The organism is Volucribacter amazonae, assembly GCF_029783845.1.
Taxonomy (GTDB): Bacteria; Pseudomonadota; Gammaproteobacteria; order Enterobacterales; family Pasteurellaceae; genus Volucribacter; species Volucribacter amazonae.
Genome location: NZ_LWID01000001.1, coordinates 1,720,001 through 1,743,973, shown reverse-complemented (window position 1 = coordinate 1,743,973; position 23,973 = coordinate 1,720,001). Strand labels below are relative to the sequence as shown.

Sequence of the window (23,973 nt, the reverse complement as noted above, 5' to 3'; positions counted from 1 at the left end):
GTAACCCAAAAATATGACAAATCAAACAATTTTAAAAGCACAAAGCCCCGCTGGGTTAGCTGAAGAATATATTGTAAAAAGTATTTGGAATAATCATTTTCCGCCGGGCTCTGATTTACCTGCCGAACGTGAATTAGCAGAAAAAATTGGGGTAACACGCACAACATTGCGAGAAGTCTTACAACGTTTAGCCCGAGATGGCTGGCTGAGTATTCAACATGGCAAACCCACCAAAGTGAATAATATTTGGGAAACATCAGGCTTAAACATTATTGATGTATTGGTTCGCCTTGATAGTACCAAATTACCTTCACTAATCGCCAATGTTCTCTCTGCTCGTACCAATATTTCGCCTATTTACATCAAAAAAGCCTTTAAAATTTCTCAATCAGAAAGCCTAAGTATTTTTGAACCCCTAGATACATTGCAAGATAATGCGGAAGATTACACCAATTTTGACTACGATTTATTCCGTAAACTGGCATTTGCTTCGGATAACCCCGTTTATGGTTTAATTTTAAATAGCCTGAAAAACCTATATACCCGAGTGGCGTTATTTTATTTTACTAATCCGCAAGCTCGTCAATTAGCCAAACAATTCTATCAACAATTAAGAGATATTTGCCAACGCCAAGCTATTGACGAAGTTACCCCTTGTATTCGGCAATATGGTAAAGAGAGTGGGATTATTTGGGCAAAATTACAACAAAGTCTTACAGCCGAATTTAATGATTAAATAGTAAAAACCGCTCTTTTTCAATATCATGTCTGAATAATGAAAAGAGAAAAATATTCCTTCTAACAAGTTAAAGTGCGGTCTGTTTTGGATTTATTTTAAAATGAGACAATGACAAAATAAACGAAAAACAGACCGCACTTTATTCATCATATCCTCAATATGATCGTTATCATCGTTTCACGACAATATGGCTAAACAAAAAATGTCCTTTTATCACAAATGCAATTTTTACTTTACATAAAAGGCAATACATTGCTATATTAACAACAAATAAATCATATATACTTTACGTTATGAGCAAAATCACACAGCCTTATACCTATCATCAAAAATCTTCTGCAATTCCAAGTTTACTTTGTGATTTTTATAAATTATCCCATCGTAAACAGTATCCTGCAGGAACAGAAGTCATATATAGTACCTTTACGCCAAGAGATAACCATCATGCTCCTTACCTTGATCGTGCGGTATGTTTTGGGGTACAAGGCTTTATCCAACGATATTTAATTGATTATTTCAACGATAACTTTTTCCAACGTCCTCAAACGGAAGTGTTACAAGAATATCGTGATTTTATTTACCGCACATTGCAACAAGAGGATCAAGGGGAACATATTGCACAACTTCATCAGCTTGGCTATTTACCCATAAAAATCAAAGCCATTGCTGAAGGAAAAAGTGTTGCGATAAAAGTACCAATTATGACCATTGAGAATACTGACCCACGATTTTTTTGGCTAACCAATTATCTTGAAACCTTAATTAACCTTGCTTTATGGCAACCTATGACTTCAGCTTCAATGGCTCGCCGTTGTCGCTTAACCTTTGAACAATTTGCTCAACAAACTTGTGATGACTATCAACATATTCCTTTCCAAGCTCATGATTTTTCTATGCGAGGAATGAGCGGATTAGAAGCTGCTGAGATTTCTGGTGCCGGACATTTAACAGCTTTTCTCGGAACAGATACCATTCCAGCTATTTGCTATGTGGAGCATTATTATGGTAGCCAACAGTTGATCGGCACATCCATTCCCGCTTCGGAACATTCCGTTATGAGTGCCTATGGGCAAGATGAACTAGCCACATTTCGCCATTTAATGGCTCTTTATCCTAACAATATGTTATCTATTGTGGCTGATACCTTTGATTTTTGGCATAACATTAACGTAAATCTACCTTTGCTCAAAGCAGAAATTATGGCACGTCCTGAACAAGCGAAAGTAGTCATTCGTCCTGATAGTGGTGATGCGGTTAAATTACTTTGTGGCGATCCGCAAGCTAATACAGAATATGAACAAAAAGGACTGATCGAATGTTTATGGGATTTATTTGGTGGTAAGTTGAACCAAAAAGGTTATAAAGTGCTAGATAGTCATATCGGAGCAATTTATGGCGATGGGTTAAATTATCACAAAATGGAACAAATTTTAACGGGCTTAAAAACAAAAGGCTTTGCTAGTAGCAATATTGTGTTTGGCGTTGGCTCTCGCACTTATCAACAACTTAGTCGTGATACCTTAGGTTTTGCCATGAAAGCTACTTCAATAACCATTAATGGTAAAGAACAAGCCATTTTTAAAGCCCCTAAAACAGATACAGGATTAAAAAAATCACAACGCGGGCGAGTTAAAGTACTCACATTAGACAATTATATTGAAAATTTAAGTGCGGATAGCGATTTTAGTGATGATTTACTAGAAGAAGTATTTTGTAATGGAAAATTACTGAAAACCACTGATTTTGATCAAATTCGGCGAAACTTGGGCTTTATTTAGTTGTTATTAGCACAATCAAGATAATGATGCTTGATTGTGCCTTATTTTAAATTGAAACGACTATAAAAGCCTAGGATAACTGAATTGTGAAAGTGCGGTCAAAAATAAAAATTTTTAACCGCACTTTTTATATTATAGTTACTTCAATTTTCACCTTAATGATTATTCAACTTTCTATAATTCTCACAACCTAATTCATTATCCTGCTCACAAGCCTTACCAAACCATTGTGCAGCTTGAACATAATCTTGTTTTACGCCCAATCCTTTAGCATATATAATCCCTAAATTATATTGTGCCTCAGCATCACCCTGTTCAGCTGCTTGACGAAACCATTGTATCCCTTGAGTATAATCTTGCTTTACACCTTGTCCACTGTAGTATACGATTGCTAAATTATTCTGAGCTTTCGCTAAACCTTGTTCCGCTGCTTTTTTATACCATTGCACTGCTTGATTATAATCTTGTTTTACCCCTTTTCCTTTGTCATACATAAACCCTAAATTATTTTGGGCTAAGGCATTATTTTGTTCCGCCGATTTTTTATACCAATACACTGCTTGGGTATAATCTTGTTTTACCCCTTGTCCTTTGTCATACATACACCCTAAATAATATTGTGCAACAGCATTACCTTGTTCCGCTGCTTTTCTATACCATTGCACTGCTTGAGTATAATCTTGTTTTACTCCTTGTCCTTTTTCATACATAAACCCTAAACTAACTTGGGCTTCTGCATGACCTTGCTCCGCTGCTTTACGATGCCACTGCACTGCTTGAACGTAATCCTGTTGTACTCCTTGCCCTTTAGCATACATCATTCCTAAATTATATTGTGCATCGGCATCACCTTGTTCCGCCGCTTTTTTATACCATTGCACTGCTTGAATATAATCTTGCTTTACCCCTTTCCCATCGGCATACATCACCCCCAAATTATTTTGTGATGCAGTATAGCCTTGCTCAGCAGCCTTACGAAACCATTGCACCGCTTTCGTATAATCTTGTTCTACTCCTCGTCCATCACCATACATTAAACCTAAATTAAATTGTGCTAAGGCGTAATTTTGCTCCGCTGCTTTACGATACCACTGCACTGCTTGAACGTAATCCTGTTGTACCCCTAACCCTTTAGCATACATCATTCCTAAATTATATTGTGCCGCGGCATCACCTTGTTCCACTGCTTGGCGATACCATTTTATTGCTTGAAAATAATCCTGTTTTACTCCTTGCCCATCGGCATACATCACCCCCAAATTATTTTGTGATGCAATATAGCCTTGCTCAGCAGCCTTACGAAACCATTGAACCGCTTGAGTATAATCTTGCCTTACACCTTGCCCATTGTAGTACATGTTTGCTAAATTATGTTGAGCTTCCGCTAAACCTTGATCTGCCGCTTTCTTATACCATTGCACCGCTTTCGTATAATCTTGCTCTACTCCTAGTCCATCACCATACATTAAACCTAAATTAAATTGTGCTAAGGCGTGATTTTGCTCCACCGCTTTGCGATACCACTGCACTGCTTGGACGTAATCCTGTTTTACGCCCTGTCCTTTAACATACATAAGCCCTAAATTATATTGTGCATCAGCTTGACCCTGCTCCGCGACTTGGCGAAACAATTGGGCTGCTTGAGTATAATCTTGCCTTACGCCTTCTCCATTGTAATACATGACTGCTAGATTATATTGAGACTCAACGATACCTTGTTCCGCTGCTTTGCTATACCAATATTTAGCTTTAACCTCATCCTTTTTTACGCCTAGACCATTTCCATATATTACGCCTAAATTATGTTGTGCCTCCGCCATTCCTTGTTCGGCTTGTTGGTGTAATTGCTCAATAATATTTGCTTTGGCAGGAAACATAATAAGCCCTAACAGAGTAATGAGAATTAAATTAAAACGATTGGATAATAATTTGATTTTTTTCATAATAACCTCTAGATAAACATATCTTATAGTTAATCCTTAATAGAATAATAAACTTTATTTAAAAGGAAAACGTAAAAATATTTATTTCTAATAACTGATATTGAATAAGTTATGAAATTTTTTATAAAAAACTAATTATTGCTTTTTAATTCTCTATATTTATCACAGCCTTGTTGATTACCATTATCACAAGACTTTTTAAATAAATTTTGAGCCTGATAAATATCTTTGTTAACCCCTTTTCCCTTAACGTACATCATTGCTAAATTATTATTTGCTTGCATATCTCCTTGTTGAGCGGCTTGTTCAAAATATTCTATCGCTTTTTGATAATCTTGTTTTACACCTCTTCCATACTCATACATTATACCTAAATTATTTTTAGCTGATAAATTACCTTGACTCGCCGCCTTTTGATACCATATTATCGCTTTAGTGTAATCTTGTTCTACTATTTTCCCTTCGTCATAGATTAACCCTATGTTATGTTGTGCTTTTGCCATACCTTGTTCTGCAGCCTGTAGCCAATATTCTATGGCTTTCTGGTAATCTTGCTTTACACCTTGTCCTTGAAAGTACATCGCTCCTAAATTAAATTGTGCTTCAGCATAACCTCGTTGAGCCGCTTGCTCATAATATTCTACCGCTTTTATATAATCTTGCTTTACCACTCGTCCATTTGCATACATCGCACCTAAATTATAAAGTGCATTGATATGCCCCTGCTCTGCAGCCAATTGCCAATATTGTATTGCTTTATCATTATTTTGTTTGATATTTTTACCCTGAAAATAAATATTACCTAAATTATTTTGAGCAAAGATATTGCCCTGTTGAGCCGCCTGCTGCCAATATTCTACAGCTTTCTCATAATTTTGATTTACTCCACGCCCAGCCGAATACATATTGCCTAAATTAAACTGAGCAGAAACATTGCCCTGTTTGGCTGCTTGCTCCCAGTATTCAACTGCTGTGGAAAAATCTTGCTTAACACCATGTCCTCTATCGTACATCACGCCTAAATTATACAAAGCATCAATATCCCCTTGTTGTGCTGCTTTTTGCCAATATTTTTTTGCTTTGAGGTAATCTTGTTTTACTCCTTGCCCTCTAGCATAGATTATCCCTAAATGATATTGTGCCACTGCATCTCCTTGATCTGCCTGTTGTTGTAATTGTTCAATATCATTTGCATTAGCCTTTATGGTAATAACATTAAATAAAATAACTGCAATAATGAGAACAATATAATTTAACTGTTTTGTTAAATCATTTGCTAATAATTCACGCTTTTTCATTAAATCTCCTGTTAGTGGTTAGTCCATCATTTCATTTTTCTTTGATAGGTCAAGAAAACGTTTCTATTTATAAGTTATAAGATATGATAAGAGGGAAATAAAACCAATTAAAATTATAGTGATTTTAAATTTAAAATAAGACAAGGCGGTACGCCGAATAAAGTACAACGAGTCCAGCGAGACGTGCCTACGCTGTATTATATTAAAGAGGGACGACTATATTTTGGCACAATCAAGATAATGATGCTTGATTGTGCCTTATTTTAATTTTAACTAACTTTCATACCCGCTAAGGCGTGTTTGTCAGCGGAGAGTAGTGCTAATACTTTATCATCGGCACTTGCGCCCGTTAGGATCATACCTTCTGATACGCCAAATTTCATTTTGCGAGGGGCTAAATTTGCCACCACTACCACAAAGCGTCCCACTAGCAGTTCAGGCTGATCGTAGGCGGATTTGATTCCTGAAAAAATTTGTCGTGTTTCATTACCTAAATCAATTTGGAATTTCAGAAGTTTTTTAGATTCAGGCACTGCTTCACAGCTAAGCACTTTACCAATACGCAAATCTAATTTCGCAAAATCCTCAATGCTAATTTGAGGGCTAATTGGTTCAAATTCTTGTGAATTTTGCACCGCACTTTGTTCAGAGACTGGCGTATGTGCGGCATTTTCTTGTTTTGCGGCTTCAATCATTGCTTCAATTTGTTTCATCTCTACTCTTGAGAATAAGGCTTTAAATGGTTCAATATGATGATCAAGTAAAGGTTGTGCCAAGTTATGCCACATTAATTCCGTATTTAAGAATGCTTCTGAACGTGCGACAAGCTGTGGTAATACAGGTTTTAAATAGCCCACTAAAATACGGAATAACTGAATTCCCATGGAACATACTTGATGCAATTCTTGCTCTTTTTCAGGATCTTTCGCTATCACCCAAGGGGCTTTATCATCAATATACTTGTTAGCTTTATCGGTCAGAGCCATAATTTCTCGAATTGCCTTAGCAAATTCACGATTTTCATAATATTGAGCAATATGTTCTGATTGTGCAATAAATTCGTCAAATAAGGCTTGACTATCTAGTGTCGCAGCTAATTTACCGTTAAAGCGTTTATGAATAAAACCAGCATTACGAGAGGCAAGGTTGACTAATTTATTCACTAAATCCGTATTAACACGTTGTACAAAATCCTCTAAATTCAAGTCAAGATCGTCTATACGATGACTTAATTTAGCGGCATAATAATAGCGTAAACATTCAGGATCTAAATGCTTCAAATAAGTTGAGGCTTGGATAAACGTACCTCTTGATTTAGACATTTTTTCGCCATTAACCGTAACATAACCATGCACAAAAATATTGGTTGGTTTACGTAAGCCTGCCCCTTCAAGCATTGCAGGCCAGAATAGGCTATGGAAATACATAATATCTTTACCAATAAAATGATAAAGTTCGGTATCGCTTTCTTTCTGCCAAAAACGATCAAAATCAATACCGCCCTTTTTCAAGCAAAGATTTTTAAAGGACGCCATATAGCCAATAGGGGCATCAAGCCAAACATAAAAATATTTGCCAGTTTGCCCCGGAATTTCAAAGCCAAAATAAGGGGCATCACGAGAAATATCCCATTGTTGTAGCCCTGCCTCAAACCATTCTTGCATTTTATTTGCCACTTCGGTTTGTAATGCACCAGAACGATTCCATTGTTTTAACATAGCTTCAAAGGCAGGTAAGTCAAAAAAGAAATGTACCGATTCTTTAATTATCGGTGTCGCACCAGAAATAGCTGAGCGTGGATTAATTAATTCTGTGGGGCTGTAAGTAGCTGAACAAACCTCACAATTATCGCCATATTGATCCTGTGCTTTACATTTTGGGCAAGTTCCTTTCACAAAACGATCTGGCAAAAACATTTGTTTTTCGGGATCAAATAATTGTGAGATCGTACGAGATTTAATAAAGCCGTTTTGATTTAAACAATGATAAATTTGTTCCGATAATTGACGATTTTCTTCACTGTGGGTGGAATGATAATTATCAAAACTAATATTAAAACCGTTAAAGTCCGCAATATGTTGTTGTTGTACTTGAGCAATAAGTTGCTCAGGGCTAACGCCCATTTGGTCGGCTTTTAACATAATTGGTGTGCCATGAGCATCATCAGCACAAACAAAATAAATATGATGCCCTCGCATACGCTGGAAACGTACCCAAATATCAGCTTGGATATGCTCAAGCATATGCCCTAAATGAATTGGCCCATTAGCATAAGGCAAAGCACAAGTAACTAAAATATGACGAGGTGTTGACATTATCTTGATTTCCTAACTTTCTATACGCAAAAAATTGGCTTAATGTTACCTTAATCAAGCCATTTTTTCCAGTTTAACCGCTGTTTGGTATTTAACAGAGCGGTATTTATGGTTATTATATTGAGGCTTGTAGTCGTTTCAATTTAAGACGGTACGGCGAAGCGTACCAGCACTGTATTATTTTAAAGTGGAACGGCTATATTTTGAGTAATAATAAACTTGGCTATTTAATTAGCGACAAAAATAGGACAGAATATGCCAATATTTACTGATAACCTTACGACACAACAAGCGGATATTTTAGATTTATTTAAACAATTTTCTCACCCTAGCTTACAAAAAGATTTAGTTAGCCTCAATGCCATAAAAAAAATTGAAAAAGGTGGCGAAACATTACGCATTGAGTTATTACTGCCCTTTGCTTGGAATAGTGGCTTTGCACAGTTAAAACAACAACTTACCCCTGCATTACAACAAGTAAGTGGTTGTTCACAAATTAAGTGGCAAGCTAATTATCAAATTGCAACCTTAAAACGAGCCAATAATCACCCTGCGGTAAAAGGGGTAAAAAATATTATTGCGGTAAGTTCTGGCAAAGGTGGGGTTGGTAAATCAAGTGTTAGCGTCAACCTCGCCCTTGCTTTGAAAGCCCAAGGGGCAAGAGTAGGCATTCTTGATGCAGATATTTATGGTCCTTCTATCCCTCATATGCTTGGTGCAACAGATCAACGCCCAACCTCGCCAGATAATCAACATATTATTCCGATTGAAACCCAAGGGCTTTTCTCTAATTCTATTGGTTACTTAATGGAACCAGATAACGCCACCATTTGGCGTGGTCCAATGGCAAGCAGTGCGTTAAGTCAATTACTTAATGAAACATTATGGCCTGATTTAGATTATTTGGTAATTGATATGCCACCCGGTACTGGCGATATTCAGCTCACGCTTTCTCAACAAATTCCTGTTACTGGGGTAATCGTGGTTACCACACCGCAGGATATTGCTTTGCTTGATGCAATCAAAGGGATTGCAATGTTCCAGAAAGTGTCTGTTCCAGTGTTGGGCGTAGTGGAAAATATGTCGGTACATATTTGTAGCCATTGTGGACACCAGGAAACTATTTTTGGTACAGGTGGGGCAGAAAAACTTGAACAAAAATATCAAGTTAAAATCTTGGGTAAACTGCCGTTACATATTCGCTTGCGTGAAGATCTTGATCAGGGCATACCCACTGTGCTTGCTGATCCACAACACGAAATCAGTCAGGCATTTATGCAACTGGCTGAGCAAGTGGCAACTGAGCTGTATTGGCAAGGTTCAGTTATTCCAAGTGAAATTATGTTTCGTGAAGTAAAATAATAAACAGTAATCTTATCGCCTATCGCCATTTTAATAGCAATGGCGATATGTTACACTCTATTGCTATTTTGGCTATTTGACTAATCCTAACGAAATATTGCTATGAAAAAATTGCTTGGTTGCTTATTCATTCTTTTTTTATTCGGCGTGGCAAGTGCGGTTTATGCTTGGCATCAACTTGAGCAAATGCTCTATGCCCCTATTCCTCAAGCACAGCAAGACAATCCGCATTATTTTACGGTTACACGTGGTACAAATAGCCAACAATTAACCCAACAACTTCATCAAGCAGGGTTAATTTCTCAACCAAACTGGCTACCCATTTTATTAAAGATCAAACCAGAATACGCTCAAATTAAAGCAGGTACTTACGATATAAGTGCGGTCAAAAATCTGCACGATTTATTGCAGTTATTCAATAGCGGCAAAGAAGCACAATTAGCCATTCGTTTTACTGATGGCGAAACCTTTAAACAAATTCAACAAAGTTTAGCCAAATCCCCCTATTTGACCAAGCAATTATCGGAAAAAAGCATTGATGAAATTATGCAATTATTAGCAATTCCTAGTTATGCTAAAAATGCGTATAAATGGCAAAGTTTAGAAGGCTGGATTTACCCAGATACTTATCATTACACGCCTTATTCCAGCGATTTATCCTTATTAAAACGTGCTTCAGCTCGCACTATTAAGCTACTAGATCAGGCTTGGCAACAACGTGATAAGGATCTGCCCTTGGGGAATCCCTATGAATTATTAATTCTTGCCTCTATTATTGAGAAAGAAACCGCCATAGACAGCGAACGGGGTAAAGTAGCCTCGGTCTTTGTTAATCGGTTAAAACGCAATATGCGTTTACAAACCGATCCCACCGTTATTTATGGTATGGGCGACACATATCAAGGCAATATTCGCCGTAAAGATCTCCAACAAGCCACCCCTTATAATACCTATGTCATTGACGGCTTACCCCCTACGCCTATTGCAATGCCAAGTGAAAAATCCATTATGGCAGCGGCCAATCCAGACAAAACCGATTTTCTCTACTTTGTGGCTGACGGCTCAGGGGGGCATAAGTTTAGTAAAACCTTAGCGGAACATAATCGTGCAGTACAACAATATTTACGCTGGTATCGAGAGAATTATCAAAAATGAAAGGAAAATTTATTGTTTTAGAAGGGCTTGAAGGGGCTGGCAAAACCACCGCACAACAAGCCATTGTTGATGTATTAGCGGAATATGGTATCAAAGATTTAGTGTTTACACGTGAACCCGGTGGCACTCCCCTTGCGGAAAAATTGCGTCATCTGATTAAACACGAAGTAGAAGAACCTGTTAGCGATAAAGCAGAATTATTAATGCTCTATGCTGCCCGTATTCAGTTAGTAGAAAATGTCATTAAACCTGCACTTTTAGCGGGCAAATGGGTCATTGGTGATCGTCATGATTTATCCTCACAGGCTTATCAAGGCGGAGGACGACAATTAGATCAGCAATTATTGGCAAATTTAAAACAAGCTATCCTAGCAGATTTTCAACCTGATCTTACCCTTTACTTAGATATCGATCCCGCTATTGGACTTGCTCGAGCCAGAACAAGAGGAAAATTAGATCGCATTGAACAACAACAATTAGACTTTTTTCAACGCACACGTAGCCGTTATTTACAATTAGTGCAACAAGATCCAAAAGCCTTGATTATCAATGCAGAACAACCCTTAGAAAAAGTGCGTGCCGATATTCAACAACAAATACGACATTGGATTATAAATGAACAACTTATACCCTTGGCTTGAGCCTTATTATCAAGAAATTAGCCAAGCCTTTCAGCAAGGTTATGGACATCATGCCCTATTGTTTAAAGCTGAACCCGATATTGGTGTTGCGACATTAATCCAACAAGTATCAGCTTGGTTAATTTGCCAAGAACCACAAAAACCTTGCCAACATTGCCACGCCTGTCAACTCTTTAAAGCGGGTAATCACCCCGATTATTACCATATCTATCCTATTGAAAACAAAGATATTAGTATTGAACAAATTCGGGAACTGAGTGAAAAATTAAATCAACATGCTCAACAAAATGGCAATAAAGTCGTCTATTTACAAGATGCTCATCGCCTTACTGAAGCGGCAGCAAACGCACTTTTAAAGACCTTAGAAGAACCTCGTCCACAAACCTATTTTTTATTACAAACGGATTTATCTTCCCCTTTATTAGCAACCATTTATAGCCGTTGTCAAACTTGGTTAATCCATAATCCCACTGAACAACAAGCACACCATTGGTTACAACAACAACTCCAACAAAACCACAATGAATATGATCTATCCACCTTACAAACGGCATTAAGAATTACCTATAACCGCCCTCTTGCTGCTTTAACCTGCTTACAACAAGATTGGCTTAAGGAGCGTAATGAATTAATTCGTCAATTTTGGCGTTTTTATCAACGTGATGACATTCTGCAAATTTTGCCTTATTTCAAAACCGAGCTGATTTTCCAACAATTAGATTGGCTAATTGCTTTCTTAATGGATAGCCTAAAAGCTAAACTCAATATTCAACATCATTGGATTTGCACTGATTTCCAACGAGCAATCATTCAATTTGCTCAACAAAATAACCTGCAAACCTTGCTTAACGCCAATCAAACCCTACAAAAAGTGCGGTCTGATTTGAAAAATATTAATGGCGTTAATCAAGAGTTAATACTAATTGATGGATTGAGTGGATTATTATTGGCAAAAGAAAATATCTTGAAATAGTAGCCTGTAGTTCGTCTTATTTTAAAGTGGCACAACTTAGTATCTAAGGTTTTTCCTCATTCTCCTGATAAAGGCTTAACTTTTCCAAATCAAGATCATTATGTAACACATCAAGGTTTGGCATAGTTTTATTGGCTTTAGCCGAAAGGGCTTTAAAACGTTCTACTTTACCGATTAAGCCTTGTTGTCCGACTAATGCAGTTACCGTACTATTATAATGCCCACTTACCGTAGATAAACTATTACCTAATTTTAGTAAGCGTTCTGCCACTAAGCATATTTGATTATAAATTTCGCCTGCTTTTTCGCTGATTTCTTTGGCTTCATTATTACCTCGTTCAATTCGCCATAAATTGGCAACGGTACGCAAAATCGGCATTAAAGTGGTATGGGAAACTAAAATAACATTGCGTTCATAACCATAATTAAACAGACTTTTATCCTGTTTCAATGCCTCAATATAAGCAGGTTCAATGCCAATAAACATCAACACAAAATTTGGGCTACGCACACCAATTAAATTACTATAATCCTTGCGTGAGAGATCCTCAATATGCTGTTTAATGGCTTTAATATGTTCTTGTAAGTATGTTTCTTGCTCTCCCTCTTGCTCGGCACTTACCGCACGTTCATAGGCATTTAATGACATTTTGCTATCAATAATTAAATGTTTATTATCAGGTAAGGTCAGTACAAAATCAGGATAATTATGTTTCCCTTGTTCATCTTTGAAATGGGCTTGAGCAAGATAATGTTCGCCCTCAATTAATCCAGCTTGTTGCAAGGCAGAGGCTAATTGTATTTCGCCCCAATTACCTAAGGTTTTTTTCTGTCCTTTTAATGCTAAGGTAAGATTATTTGCCTCTTGCGACATATTTAACCCAATTTGCAACACTTTTTTAATCTCGGCTTCCAATCCTGCATTACCTTTTAAGGCTTCAGAATGAATTTCATTAACCCGTTTCTGAAATCCTTCAATTTGTTCACGAAAAGGCTTTAATAAATTGTCCAATGCCGTTTGATTGGTTTGACTAAAACGCTGGCTTTTTTCTTCTAAAATACGATTAGCCAAATTTTGGAACTCTTGGCTTAATTGTTGTTTACTTTGCTCAAATTGCTGTTGTTGAGCAACAAAATGTTGTTCTTTTTGGGCTAATGTGGCTTTTAATTCGGTAAATTGTTGGGAAAGTGCGGTCAGTTTTTCATTTAATTTTGATAATTCTTGATCTTTGAGATTAATTTGACTCTGGCTATAATCCAGTTGTTGTTTTAACTGTTGTAACTGGGCTGAGGCAATGCCCATATTTTCTTTTAAACTGGCTAATTGGGCATTAGCTTGCTGATGGCGTTGTTGTTCTTCATCAAGTTCTTGGGTTAAGTATCGCATTTTATCATCACGTTCTTGTAAACGTAATTGCAAATTTTCCCCATGGGTTTCCACTTTAACGAGGGCTTGATCCACTTGGTGTTTTGCTTGAGTCAAAACCTCGTATTTTTGCAATAACTGATTAAATTCCGTAACGGTTTTATTCAAATCCTGTGTTAATGCTTGGCTATCAGCCTTACGCCTTACATTAACAAACAACAGAATAAGGCATAATAATAGCAAGATCATTGTGCTAATAAGCCAAGGGTTAGCGAAAAATGAAAGCATAATATTCTCCTTATTCTGTGTTATAGTCGTTCCACTTTAAAATGATACAGCGTTGTTACGCCTCGCCGTACTACTTGTACTGTCTTCGGCGTACCGCCTTGTCTCATTTTAAATTGAAACGACTCTAGTAAATTCACGATGAATACTTAACAAGTCCCCCATAAATCATAATCATCGGCTTGCGTAATGGTAACTTGAATAATATCGCCGACTTTTACAGGTTGAGCAGAAAGATTATCCACATACACCACGCCGTCAATTTCAGGGGCGTCCGCCATTGAACGACCAATAATCCCGTCTTGGTCAATATCATCAATAATCACCGCTAATTGTTTCCCTACTTTCGCTTGTAAACGTTGTGCCGAAATGCGTTGTTGCAACTGCATAAAGCGATGATAACGTTGTTCTTTGATTTCTTCTGGTACTTGATCAGGTAAATCCGTCGCCACCGCCCCCTCTACTGGGCTAAATTTAAAGCAACCCACACGATCTAATTGTGCTTGCTCAAGAAAATCTAATAATAATTGAAAATCTTCTTCTGTTTCGCCAGGGAATCCCACAATAAAGGTTGAACGCAAAGTCAGTTCTGGGCAAATTTCACGCCATTGCTTGATCCGCTCCAAAGTGCGGTCAATTTTGCCCGGTCTTTTCATGGCTTTCAGGATTTTAGGGCTAGCGTGCTGCAATGGAATATCCAAATAAGGCAATATTTTTCCTTCTGCCATTAAAGGAATAAGATCATCAACGTGCGGATAAGGGTAAACATAATGCAAACGAATCCAAATGCCTAATGAACCTAATTGTTTACACAGGGTCATTAAATCATTTTTAATCGGCATACCATTCCAAAATACGGTACGGTTTTGTTGCTCTTTGCTTTGATCAAGGGAATATGCCGAGGTATCTTGCGAAACAATTAATAATTCTTTTACCCCAGAATCCACTAAACGTTTTGCCTCGTCAAGCACTTGAGTAATAGGGCGACTATCTAAATCCCCACGCATAGAAGGAATAATACAAAATGTACAGCGATGATCACAACCTTCCGAAATTTTTAAGTAGGCGTAATGTTTTGGTGTGAGTTTTACCCCCTGTTTAGGCACTAAACTCACATAAGGATTATGAGCAGGTTTAGGCACATATTTATGCACATGGGTCATTACCGCTTCATAGCTATGAGGGCCTGTAATCTCTAACACTTTAGGGTGAACTTCACGAATTTGATCTTCCTTAGCCCCCAAACAGCCCGTAACAATCACCTTACCATTTTCTTGTAATGCCTCACCAATCGCCTCTAAAGATTCCTGTACTGCACTATCAATAAAACCGCAGGTATTAACGATCACTAAATCCGCATCTTCATAGCGAGGGATAATATTATAACCATCAGAACGTAACTCCGTTAAAATACGTTCTGAATCCACTAAATTTTTAGGGCAACCTAAACTAATAAAACCAATGTTGGGTGTCGTTCTCATAACTATTCTCAATAATCACTCTAATAAAAAATCGGGGCAAATTGTACAGAAAAGGAGAGGGAAAAGCGATAATAATTGATATATTTAAAAATCAAAACAAACTACAATCTGACAAAATAAAATATATGCTACTAAATGATATTTAATAGCATATAGGATTTAAGTATCATTTTACTTCATAAAAGGCTTCTTGTTTTTTGTTAAAACGTGCTAATTCTGAAGCATCAAGCTCACCTTTTTCTACTTTATCTTTAAGATTGTCGCAAGGTTCTTCACAATCACACATTTTCTCAATCCCCATGGCACTCATTCCCCCACAACTGCCTTTTAATTCTTTGCGATTAAAGATATAACCTAATGCCATGGCTAAGATAATTAATAAAAAAATTACTAAGGTAATTAAAAATGTTTTCATATTCTATTCCTATTTATTTTATTCATTTATGCCTGTTAACCGTTTAAATTCACGAGACATTTTACTCTCAAAATGATCGCCCTGTTTAATAATTAAATAAATCGCCAAATCTTGTTGTTCTGCGATTTCTAGGGCTTTATCAGCACCGAGAACAAACAAACCTGTGGATAAACCGTCTGCTGTCATTGCCGATGGGTTTAATACAGTAATTGATGCAAGATTATGTTGAATTGGATAACCTGTTGTCGGATCAATTTCATGGGAAAAACGCTGACCATTTTCTTCAAAATAAATACGATAATCTCCCGACGTTGCCATTGCCATATTTTCTAAACCAATCACTAATTGCGGTGATCTTTCTCCCATATCTGTTGGTTTTTCAATAGCAATTTGCCAAGATTTCCCCTCAATATTTTTCCCCTTAGCACGAATTTCCCCACCAATCTCAACCATATAATTTACAACCGCATTTTGTTCTAAGGTATCTGCAACCAGATCTACTCCATATCCTTTCGCAATGGAAGATAAATCAATATAAAGTTGCGGTACGGTTTTGGTTAAATAAGCCTGTTCAGCTTGTTGAGTTAATTGCAATTTATCCAGCCCAATCCAAGCTCGCCGTTGTTCAATTTGTTCTGGGGTAGGCTGTTTATCTGGACGATGTTCTGGCCCAAAGCCCCATAAATTCACAAGTGGGCCAACGGTAATATCTAATCCCCCCTGCGTAAGCTGATTTAAACGAATCGCCTCTGCCACAACGGTAGCAAAAGCGGTAGAAATAGGCATTGGATTATTCACATTTTGTGATTGATTAAATTGGCTAATTTCAGAACTAGGTATATAAGTGGACATCTGCTGATTCACCAGATGCAATTGTTGTTCCACTTGCTCCTGTAGTTGTTCCGCAGACAGCTTAACATCACCCCTATCAATATATTTAATATGATAAGTTGTCCCCATGGTTTTGCCCGTTAAACTGATAATTGAAGGCTGTTTTTCACAGGCAGATAGCATAAATATCATCGCTAATGCAGTAAATCCACAAAAAAATTTTTTTAACACATTAATATCCCTAATCAAGAATAGCCAAAATAGTTAGCTATTATAACGAGAAATACGTGCAATTTACAGACTAACAAAATAGAGTTGTTAATTATTACTGTTAAAGCTGATTATTTTTCCTTTTATTCCTCATTTGTAAACATAGAATGTCTTATTTACCTTATGGGCAACAGCTTAAAGTGCGGTTAGTTTTTAGAATATTTTTATATTTTTTCTTATTTCAAACTCGGTATAATTTGTTTAAATAGATACATTTTGAATTAAGGTATTTGAAATACCAAAGGAGGGCAATTTGACAATCCCAATGCTAGGTATTACGGGTTATAGCGGCAGTGGCAAAACCACCTTATTAGAAAAACTGCTACCTCTATTACAAGCAAAAGGCATAAAAGTAGCGGTAATTAAGCATACTCACCACAATGTTGAGCTAGATAATCCACGTAAAGACAGTGGACGTATGACGCAAGCAGGAGCAAGTCAAGTTATTATGGCTTGTGAACAACGTTGGGCATTAATGACTGAAACAAAACAACAACCTCTTGATTTAACTTATCTTGCTCAGCAATTTGATCCCCATTTAACCGATTTAATTTTAGTGGAAGGGTTTAAACAAGAACCTATTGCCAAAATTTTACTCCATCGCCAAAGCCAAACAATGGATAAGCCCTTAGCTGATCTTGATCCTTATGTGGTAGCATTAGCGACAGATTATCCAATAGAAAGTGAAAAAGTGCGGTTAGATTTGAATGATATTTTTGCGATAACAGAGTTTATTTGCCAATGGTTTACGATGATAAAGAATAAATCGTTATAATTCATATAATTTTAATCTTTCAAGCTCATTAAGTTTATTATATCTTTAGTCTTGAATGAATCCGTCAGCATAGGAGAAACCAATGAAATTAATCAATAAGTTTTCATTAACAGCACTGGCTTTATCAATAACCACTTTCGCTCAGGCTGAAACGACTTTTGTAAATTGTACGAGCCGTTCGCCAACGGGATTTAGCCCTGCATTAGTAATGGACGGCATTTCTTATAATGCGAGTTCCCAACAAGTTTATAACCGCCTAGTAGAATTTAAACCTGGCACAACCACAATTGAACCCGCTTTAGCAGAAAGTTGGGAAGTCAGTGATGACGGATTAATTTACACTTTTCATTTACGTCAAGGGGTAAAATTTCATAGCAATAAAATCTTTAAACCGAGCCGTGAATTTAATGCCGATGATGTAATCTTCTCTTTTCAGCGTCAATTAGATCCAAATCACCCTTACCACAAGGTATCTAATGGCACTTACCCATATTTTAATGCAATGAAATTTCCTGCTTTGTTAAAAGCGGTAGAAAAAGTTGATGATCGTACTGTGCGTATTAGCTTAAACAATCCTGATGCCACTTTCTTATCTAGTCTTGGTATGGATTTTATTTCCATTTATTCCGCAGAATATGCCGATAAAATGTTAAAAGCAGGCACGCCAACCAATATTGACACCCAACCTATTGGTACAGGTCCTTTCGTCTTTGCAGGCTATCAAGTGGATCAAGCGGTTCGTTTCTTAGCCAATAAAGATTACTGGAAAGGTAAAGCACCTATCGATCGTTTAATCTTTAGTATTACTCCTGATGCCACTGCTCGTTATGCTAAAGTGCAAAGTGGGGCTTGCGATATGATGGATTTCCCAAATACCTCTGATATCGCTCGTATGAAACAAGATCCGAAAATCCAGCTATTAGCTCAAGAAGGCTTAAATGTTGCTTATGTTGCGTTAAATACCGAGAAAAAGCCACTTGATAATGTAAAAGTACGCCAAGCGTTAAATTATGCCACCGATAAAAAAGCCATTATTGACGCAGTTTATCAAGGAGCAGGCATTGCGGCGAAAACACCATTACCACCAACCATTTGGGGATATGATGAACAGATCGAAGATTACCCTTATGATCCTGCTAAAGCCAAACAACTTCTTGCCGAAGCAGGGTATCCAGATGGTTTTGAAGTAGAATTATGGGTACAACCTGTAGTGCGTAACTCTAACCCTAATCCACGCCGAATGAGCGAAATGCTACAAGCAGATTGGGAAAAAATTGGGGTTAAAGCCAAACTTGTCAGCTATGAATGGGGAGATTATATTAAACGCTCTAAAGCAGGAGAACTTGAAGCAGGCACTTACGGCTGGTCAGGGGATAACGGCGATCCTGATAATTTCCTCTCACCATTATTAGCTTGTTCCAACGTAGGCAACAGCAATTACGCACGTTGGTGTAATAAAGATTATGATGCACTATTAAATCAAGCAATCCGCTTAACGGATCAAAATGAACGTGCAGAATTATATCGCCAAGCTCAACAAATTATTAAACAACAAGCCCCTTGGGTCACCATTGCCCATTCGGTAACCTATATTCCAATGAGCCAACGCGTACGCAATTATAAACATAGCCCATTTGGTTATACCGCATTTTATGGGGTGAGTGTTGAATAAAAATCCTCTCCATTAATCTTGTTTTAAATAAGTGTTGGCACACCTTACTTTTTATATTGTCTTGGTGTGCCGCTTTGTCTGATTTTACGACTATATTCTGCCCCCATAGTTGGTAACAGCATATCAGGAGCTGTTATTATTGTGGCAGAATTAAAATTGACTAGACTTTATAGCCTTCCTCACGCAAAGCCTTACAGGCTTGCACCCAGAATAGTCAGACTAACACGCTTGCACAATAACAATAGGGTCTGCGCCAATGATTAAGATAGATTTTAGGTCGATTCTTTTTGGGATACTTACTCTTGAAATTATTTAATATCTTTTAAATCGTCAATCGCATCTAATGGGTCATAATCAATATTTGCTAATTTTTTATTCAATAAATCAATTAAACTAAAAATGCTTACTTCTTTAATACGAATATCAGTTACGCCTCGATGTGTTTGAAATAACTCTGTTTTATCTTTGGTAATTACCCAAATTTGTTTATTTGAATTACTATTTAAACCAATTCTTTCTCTGTTAATGGTAATAGATTGCTGCTGTATTTGATTAATATAATTTGAAATTTGATTTTCTTTGTATTCTTTAAAATTTTTAGATAAAGTGCAATCGTAAATCACTTCTAAATTTTTATACTTAAATAAGCCATCAAACAACCCTGCTTGCTTATCACGTGGGCTAGTATAAACCTCGGGAACAAGCATTTTCAAAATAGTGTGTGCATAATCCTCAAAGACAAAAGGATCATTAATATTTTGCGCATTATGTTTCATTAATTGAATAATAGAATAAATAATGCTGGAAAAGTTATCTTCTGCTATCTCATTTATTTGAAAAACACTCTTTTCTTCATTTGATTGAAACAATTGAATTTTATTAGCAAACGAACCATGTGGTTCAAATTGAACAACCATACCAATTTTCAAGTCATCAAATTGAATATTACATAATTCTTTTTCAATAAAGAAAAAATCCCTCTCATCAGTTTCACTAAGCTTACAAATGAAACCATTACGCTTTTCTGGATTTAAGTATTTAATTTGAGATTGAACAAGTGTTTTTCTCTGATTAACTTCAGGCAATGTTACCTTGTTAGCAAAATGACCATGTATCTCAAATTGCACTTCCATGCCCTCAGTTAAATCGTCAAATTTCAGATTAATTAATTCTTTTTCAACAAACAAAAAATCTTTTTCATCAGTTTCGTGAATTTTATGAATAAAACCACTACGTTTTTCAGGGTTTAAATATTTGATTGTGGAAATTTCCGTCATTGGTTTACTCCAAATACATAAAATAGTAAGCATAGATTTATTTATAAATTAAATCCATAGCAATGATTTCAAAATTGTTGGTTTAATTGTCTAAATTATTCAGATTACCTGAAAGATTTTATCCATTTCTAAATTTTGGCTAAAAAAATGCAACATAATCACTATAGATTGTCTAGCGTACTTTCTTGATAAAACAGTTACATCAGCCACGAAAGCAAGTTATCTTAAACAAAGACATCTCAAACTTCAAGTATATTGATTGTTTATTAAACAGTAAATTTTAGCTCTAGTTGATTAGAATGTCTCCTCAATTTAAACCTCAATAAATGATAAAACAAGCCTGAAAGCATAGATTAAAAATGCCTTATCAGGTGTTGCAATACGCCGAAAATGCTTTAGTCTCGCAAATGTATTTTTAACCCAATTATGTAACTGAGTGATCCACTTGCATATTGATGACACTGTACATCACCTCTGTCAGCGAATACCCATTCTGATCAACTTCTTTTCGTCAAAAAAATGTTTCTTAGACCAGCGATTAAACCCCGTTTCCATGTGCATAAGACTTTTGGTATATCTTGCCTTTTTGTTTTACTTATTGCTTTTTCGTATATTAACAAAACTGTTACTACATGATTATTATCATATTTTTCAGATTGGGAATATACTCTACTCAACATCCTATAAAAATATTCTCAAAACCAACCGCACTTTGCACCAATAAATTATCACACAATTTACATATCGCTTTTTGCAGTACGCGAATTTATTCAAGTCTTAGGTCAAATTTTTGAATAATGTTCATACAAATCAAACTTTGTTCGCATTTTTGTTGCCCTTGCTCGGTAAAATTTAGCACTACTTGGCGTTCGTCTGTTTTAGCGCGTTGTCGCTGGATCAAGCCTTGTTGCTCTAAGCCTTTTAAAAGAGAGTTAATGTGTTGGAGATAAGAAAGAATTTTTGTCCTAATTGATTGACGGTGTGATTTTCGGTTTTGCTTAAGGAGAGCAACACAATCCATTAGGGTATATAGTAAAACCCATAAAAAATCGCTATTAATACTGCAATCATACAGCCCTACAGCAAAAAGCTGTTGATTAAGTATAGCACCAATAGCATTTCTCTGATTTTTAAGCTGCCAGTTGTACTAGCTAATACAAGGCTTACCTCTTTAAGCATACCCATGCGGTCTGTTGTCATGCATTTTATAGTCAATTCAAAGCTAATTTTCTCAGGCAAAAATGGCATACTCAATAGATTTACGAAAAAAGCATTAAAGCTTTACGCCCAATGCTTTACCGCTAGATTAACTTGAAAAAACAAATAGGTAGCTTAAAACACTGAGTGACAGGGCAAAATGCCATCAAATTAGATAGGCAAAAACTGATGAGCTATGTAGAACAGCCCCGAAGCCTACCTTTACGAAATTGCTCAATATCTCTGTTCAACCTCTGCAGTTTTTATGCATTCAAAAGATGAGGAATAACACATAAAAAGTCCACGACGTACAAAGAACAAGCCAAAAAAAGTCGCACATTATTTGACACAATTAGCACAATTTTCAGATTATCAACAGGTTTATCTTGATGAAACAAGGATTGATACTTATCTCTTTCGCCCTATGCACTTAGGACAAAAGGTTAAAGCCAAAGTCAGTGGGAGAAAATATCAACATTTATCCTTGGTTGTAGCTTAAATCGAACATAAATTAGTTGTCCCTATGGTGTATCAGCACACCATGACGCGTACCTTTTTGAAGCTTGGTTTGAGCATGCTTTACTCTCATCATTAACACAGAAATCGGTCATTATTTTGGATAACGCTCGTTTTCACAGAGTGGGTATTTTGCAAGTAATGGCGAATAAGCGGAGACACCATATTTACCGCTATCGCTTTATTCACCAGAACTTACACTTGGGCAAATATTAAGAGATATATTCGTTATTTGTTCGGGTAACTTGTTGGATATGCTGGTGTATCATTCCTATTTTAATTAACTCCATTTAAAACAACTAGTTAAAGGTAACTTATTCTAGTTATCTAGTACAGCCCCTTAATTAGAATATCTTACTAAAATTTGTGGTAAACGTTGATTAATTAAACAAAATGATTTTCTATAATCCGAAAAATATCGTTGAAAGGTAGTAGGCTTTCTGCTTCTGGCTCTACACCAACTTTATTTAAAAACTTATTATATAGATAAATTCACACTAAAATTTTTTAAAGAGAAGGGAAAATGAGAATATCAATATTTATGAGAAAAATTATTCTAAAACTAACCGCACTTTGGTGTAATAAAGTGCGGTCAGTTTTAAAATATTTTTTTCTTAATTCTTAATAAACAAAAACCCCCGTTGCTTGACAACAGGGGCCATTCATAAATAACAACCTGGCGGTGACCTACTCTCACATGGGGATACCCCACACTACCATCGGCGTTACGGCGTTTCACTTCTGAGTTCGGCATGGGGTCAGGTGGGACCACCGCACTATCGCCGCCAAGATAATTCCTTTGATGATTTTACTTCGATTCTGTCCTTTCTTTATTCTTCTTCTCTTTAACTTCAAAAACAAGCTGTCTACTTTAACTCTCTATTCTCTATCGTCTGAATCTTTATTCTTTATTTGTCGTTTTCTTTACTTCACTTTATTTTCGCTTTGTTTCGCTACTTCCTCTACTCAGCAAAAACACTACAGCGTTGTATAGTTAAGCCTCTCGGGCAATTAGTACTGGTTAGCTCAATGTATCACTACACTTACACACCCAGCCTATCTACGTCTTCGTCTCAAACAACCCTTACAATCCTTAGATTGGGATAACTCATCTCAAGGCAAGTTTCGTGCTTATATGCTTTCAGCACTTATCTCTTCCGCATTTAGCTACCCAGCAATGCCTCTGGCGAGACAACTGGCACACCAGTGATGCGTCCACTCCGGTCCTCTCGTACTAGGAGCAGCCCCTCTCAATTATCCTACGCCCACGGCAGATAGGGACCGAACTGTCTCACGACGTTCTAAACCCAGCTCGCGTACCACTTTAAATGGCGAACAGCCATACCCTTGGGACCTACTTCAGCCCCAGGATGTGATGAGCCGACATCGAGGTGCCAAACACCGCCGTCGATATGAACTCTTGGGCGGTATCAGCCTGTTATCCCCGGAGTACCTTTTATCCGTTGAGCGATGGCCCTTCCATTCAGAACCACCGGATCACTATGACCTGCTTTCGCACCTGCTCGACTTGTCCGTCTCGCAGTTAAGCTTGCTTTTACCATTGCGCTATCCTCACGATGTCCGACCGTGATTAGCAAACCTTCGTGCTCCTCCGTTACTCTTTGGGAGGAGACCGCCCCAGTCAAACTACCCACCAGACACTGTCCGAAACCGCGTTTCGCAG

Annotated in this window: 18 protein-coding genes, 2 rRNA genes and 1 pseudogene (1 of these 21 running past the window's edge); 9 read left to right on the top strand and 12 right to left on the bottom strand. The window is 36.9% G+C overall.

What is annotated here, in order from left to right:
• Positions 1-13 precede the first annotated feature (13 nt).
• Positions 14-736, top strand: a complete 723-nt coding sequence (gene fadR, locus A6A20_RS08350) for a fatty acid metabolism transcriptional regulator FadR (RefSeq protein WP_279572994.1) — start codon at positions 14-16, stop codon at positions 734-736.
• Between the two features lie 296 nt (positions 737-1,032).
• Positions 1,033-2,517 carry a nicotinate phosphoribosyltransferase gene (locus tag A6A20_RS08345; RefSeq protein WP_279572993.1) on the top strand — a complete coding sequence of 495 codons (1,485 nt, stop codon included), beginning with the start codon at positions 1,033-1,035 and terminating at the stop codon, positions 2,515-2,517.
• A 155-nt stretch (positions 2,518-2,672) separates the two neighbouring features.
• Here A6A20_RS08345 and A6A20_RS08340 read toward each other — a convergent pair whose 3' ends face one another.
• From A6A20_RS08340 to metG, 3 genes are all read right to left on the bottom strand, one after another.
• Positions 2,673-4,460 carry a tetratricopeptide repeat protein gene (locus A6A20_RS08340; RefSeq protein ID WP_279572992.1) on the bottom strand — a complete coding sequence of 596 codons (1,788 nt, stop codon included), beginning with the start codon at positions 4,458-4,460 and terminating at the stop codon, positions 2,673-2,675.
• A gap of 131 nt (positions 4,461-4,591) precedes the next feature.
• Positions 4,592-5,758, bottom strand: a complete 1,167-nt coding sequence (locus A6A20_RS08335; protein WP_279572991.1) for an SEL1-like repeat protein — start codon at positions 5,756-5,758, stop codon at positions 4,592-4,594.
• A gap of 269 nt (positions 5,759-6,027) precedes the next feature.
• Positions 6,028-8,073, bottom strand: a complete 2,046-nt coding sequence (gene metG, locus A6A20_RS08330) for a methionine--tRNA ligase (RefSeq protein ID WP_279572990.1) — start codon at positions 8,071-8,073, stop codon at positions 6,028-6,030.
• 255 nt (positions 8,074-8,328) lie between these two features.
• Here metG and apbC point away from each other — a divergent pair, with 255 nt between their 5' ends.
• The 4 genes from apbC (at position 8,329) to A6A20_RS08310 (ending at position 12,204) form a co-directional block, all read left to right on the top strand.
• Positions 8,329-9,435, top strand: a complete 1,107-nt coding sequence (gene apbC / locus A6A20_RS08325) for an iron-sulfur cluster carrier protein ApbC (protein ID WP_279572989.1) — start codon at positions 8,329-8,331, stop codon at positions 9,433-9,435.
• 102 nt (positions 9,436-9,537) lie between these two features.
• The gene (gene mltG, locus A6A20_RS08320; RefSeq protein ID WP_279572988.1) at positions 9,538-10,590 is read left to right on the top strand and encodes an endolytic transglycosylase MltG; all 1,053 of its coding nucleotides are present in this window, start codon (positions 9,538-9,540) and stop codon (positions 10,588-10,590) included.
• The gene (gene tmk, locus A6A20_RS08315; RefSeq protein WP_279572987.1) at positions 10,587-11,231 is read left to right on the top strand and encodes a dTMP kinase; all 645 of its coding nucleotides are present in this window, start codon (positions 10,587-10,589) and stop codon (positions 11,229-11,231) included. Before mltG ends, tmk begins: the two co-directional genes overlap by 4 nt.
• Complete coding sequence (locus A6A20_RS08310; RefSeq protein ID WP_279572986.1) at positions 11,206-12,204, top strand: DNA polymerase III subunit delta'; 999 nt, start codon at positions 11,206-11,208, stop codon at positions 12,202-12,204. Before tmk ends, A6A20_RS08310 begins: the two co-directional genes overlap by 26 nt.
• 43 nt (positions 12,205-12,247) lie before the next feature.
• On the opposite strand, the gene A6A20_RS08305 is transcribed toward A6A20_RS08310, so the two are convergent.
• The 4 genes from A6A20_RS08305 to A6A20_RS08290 all read right to left on the bottom strand — a co-directional run bounded on the left by A6A20_RS08305 (position 12,248) and on the right by A6A20_RS08290 (position 16,774).
• Entirely contained in the window at positions 12,248-13,858 is a 1,611-nt protein-coding gene (locus A6A20_RS08305) for a DNA recombination protein RmuC (protein ID WP_279572985.1), read from the bottom strand.
• A 146-nt stretch (positions 13,859-14,004) separates the two neighbouring features.
• A complete protein-coding gene (rimO, locus tag A6A20_RS08300) occupies positions 14,005-15,336 on the bottom strand; it encodes a 30S ribosomal protein S12 methylthiotransferase RimO (protein WP_279572984.1) in 1,332 nt (443 codons plus the stop codon).
• 166 nt (positions 15,337-15,502) lie between these two features.
• Positions 15,503-15,751 carry a (Na+)-NQR maturation NqrM gene (nqrM, locus tag A6A20_RS08295; RefSeq protein ID WP_279572983.1) on the bottom strand — a complete coding sequence of 83 codons (249 nt, stop codon included), beginning with the start codon at positions 15,749-15,751 and terminating at the stop codon, positions 15,503-15,505.
• 18 nt (positions 15,752-15,769) lie between these two features.
• Positions 15,770-16,774, bottom strand: a complete 1,005-nt coding sequence (locus A6A20_RS08290; RefSeq protein ID WP_279573774.1) for an FAD:protein FMN transferase — start codon at positions 16,772-16,774, stop codon at positions 15,770-15,772.
• Positions 16,775-17,117: 343 nt separating this feature from the next.
• On the opposite strand from A6A20_RS08290, the gene mobB reads away from it, so the two are divergent.
• Both mobB and A6A20_RS08280 read left to right on the top strand, forming a co-directional pair.
• Positions 17,118-17,627: a molybdopterin-guanine dinucleotide biosynthesis protein B gene (mobB, locus tag A6A20_RS08285; protein WP_279573773.1), complete on the top strand. Its 510-nt coding sequence runs from the start codon at positions 17,118-17,120 to the stop codon at positions 17,625-17,627.
• 82 nt (positions 17,628-17,709) lie between these two features.
• The gene (locus tag A6A20_RS08280; RefSeq protein ID WP_279572982.1) at positions 17,710-19,299 is read left to right on the top strand and encodes an ABC transporter substrate-binding protein; all 1,590 of its coding nucleotides are present in this window, start codon (positions 17,710-17,712) and stop codon (positions 19,297-19,299) included.
• Positions 19,300-19,418: 119 nt separating this feature from the next.
• On the opposite strand, the pseudogene A6A20_RS08275 reads toward A6A20_RS08280, so the two are convergent.
• From A6A20_RS08275 to A6A20_RS12765, 3 genes and pseudogenes are all read right to left on the bottom strand, one after another.
• Positions 19,419-19,593, bottom strand: a pseudogene (locus A6A20_RS08275) (carbamoyl phosphate synthase preATP-grasp domain-containing protein); the annotation flags it as partial.
• 14 nt (positions 19,594-19,607) lie between these two features.
• The gene (locus tag A6A20_RS08270; RefSeq protein WP_279572981.1) at positions 19,608-20,576 is read right to left on the bottom strand and encodes a cold-shock protein; all 969 of its coding nucleotides are present in this window, start codon (positions 20,574-20,576) and stop codon (positions 19,608-19,610) included.
• Positions 20,577-21,342: 766 nt separating this feature from the next.
• Positions 21,343-21,597 carry a transcriptional regulator, SarA/Rot family gene (locus A6A20_RS12765; protein WP_424585426.1) on the bottom strand — a complete coding sequence of 85 codons (255 nt, stop codon included), beginning with the start codon at positions 21,595-21,597 and terminating at the stop codon, positions 21,343-21,345.
• A gap of 519 nt (positions 21,598-22,116) precedes the next feature.
• On the opposite strand from A6A20_RS12765, the gene A6A20_RS08265 reads away from it, so the two are divergent.
• Entirely contained in the window at positions 22,117-22,272 is a 156-nt protein-coding gene (locus A6A20_RS08265) for a hypothetical protein (RefSeq protein ID WP_279572980.1), read from the top strand.
• 691 nt (positions 22,273-22,963) lie between these two features.
• On the opposite strand, the gene rrf is transcribed toward A6A20_RS08265, so the two are convergent.
• A 5S ribosomal RNA gene (gene rrf / locus A6A20_RS08260) occupies positions 22,964-23,079 on the bottom strand.
• A 200-nt stretch (positions 23,080-23,279) separates the two neighbouring features.
• Positions 23,280-23,973, bottom strand: a 23S ribosomal RNA gene (locus A6A20_RS08255); it runs 2,317 nt beyond the window's last position.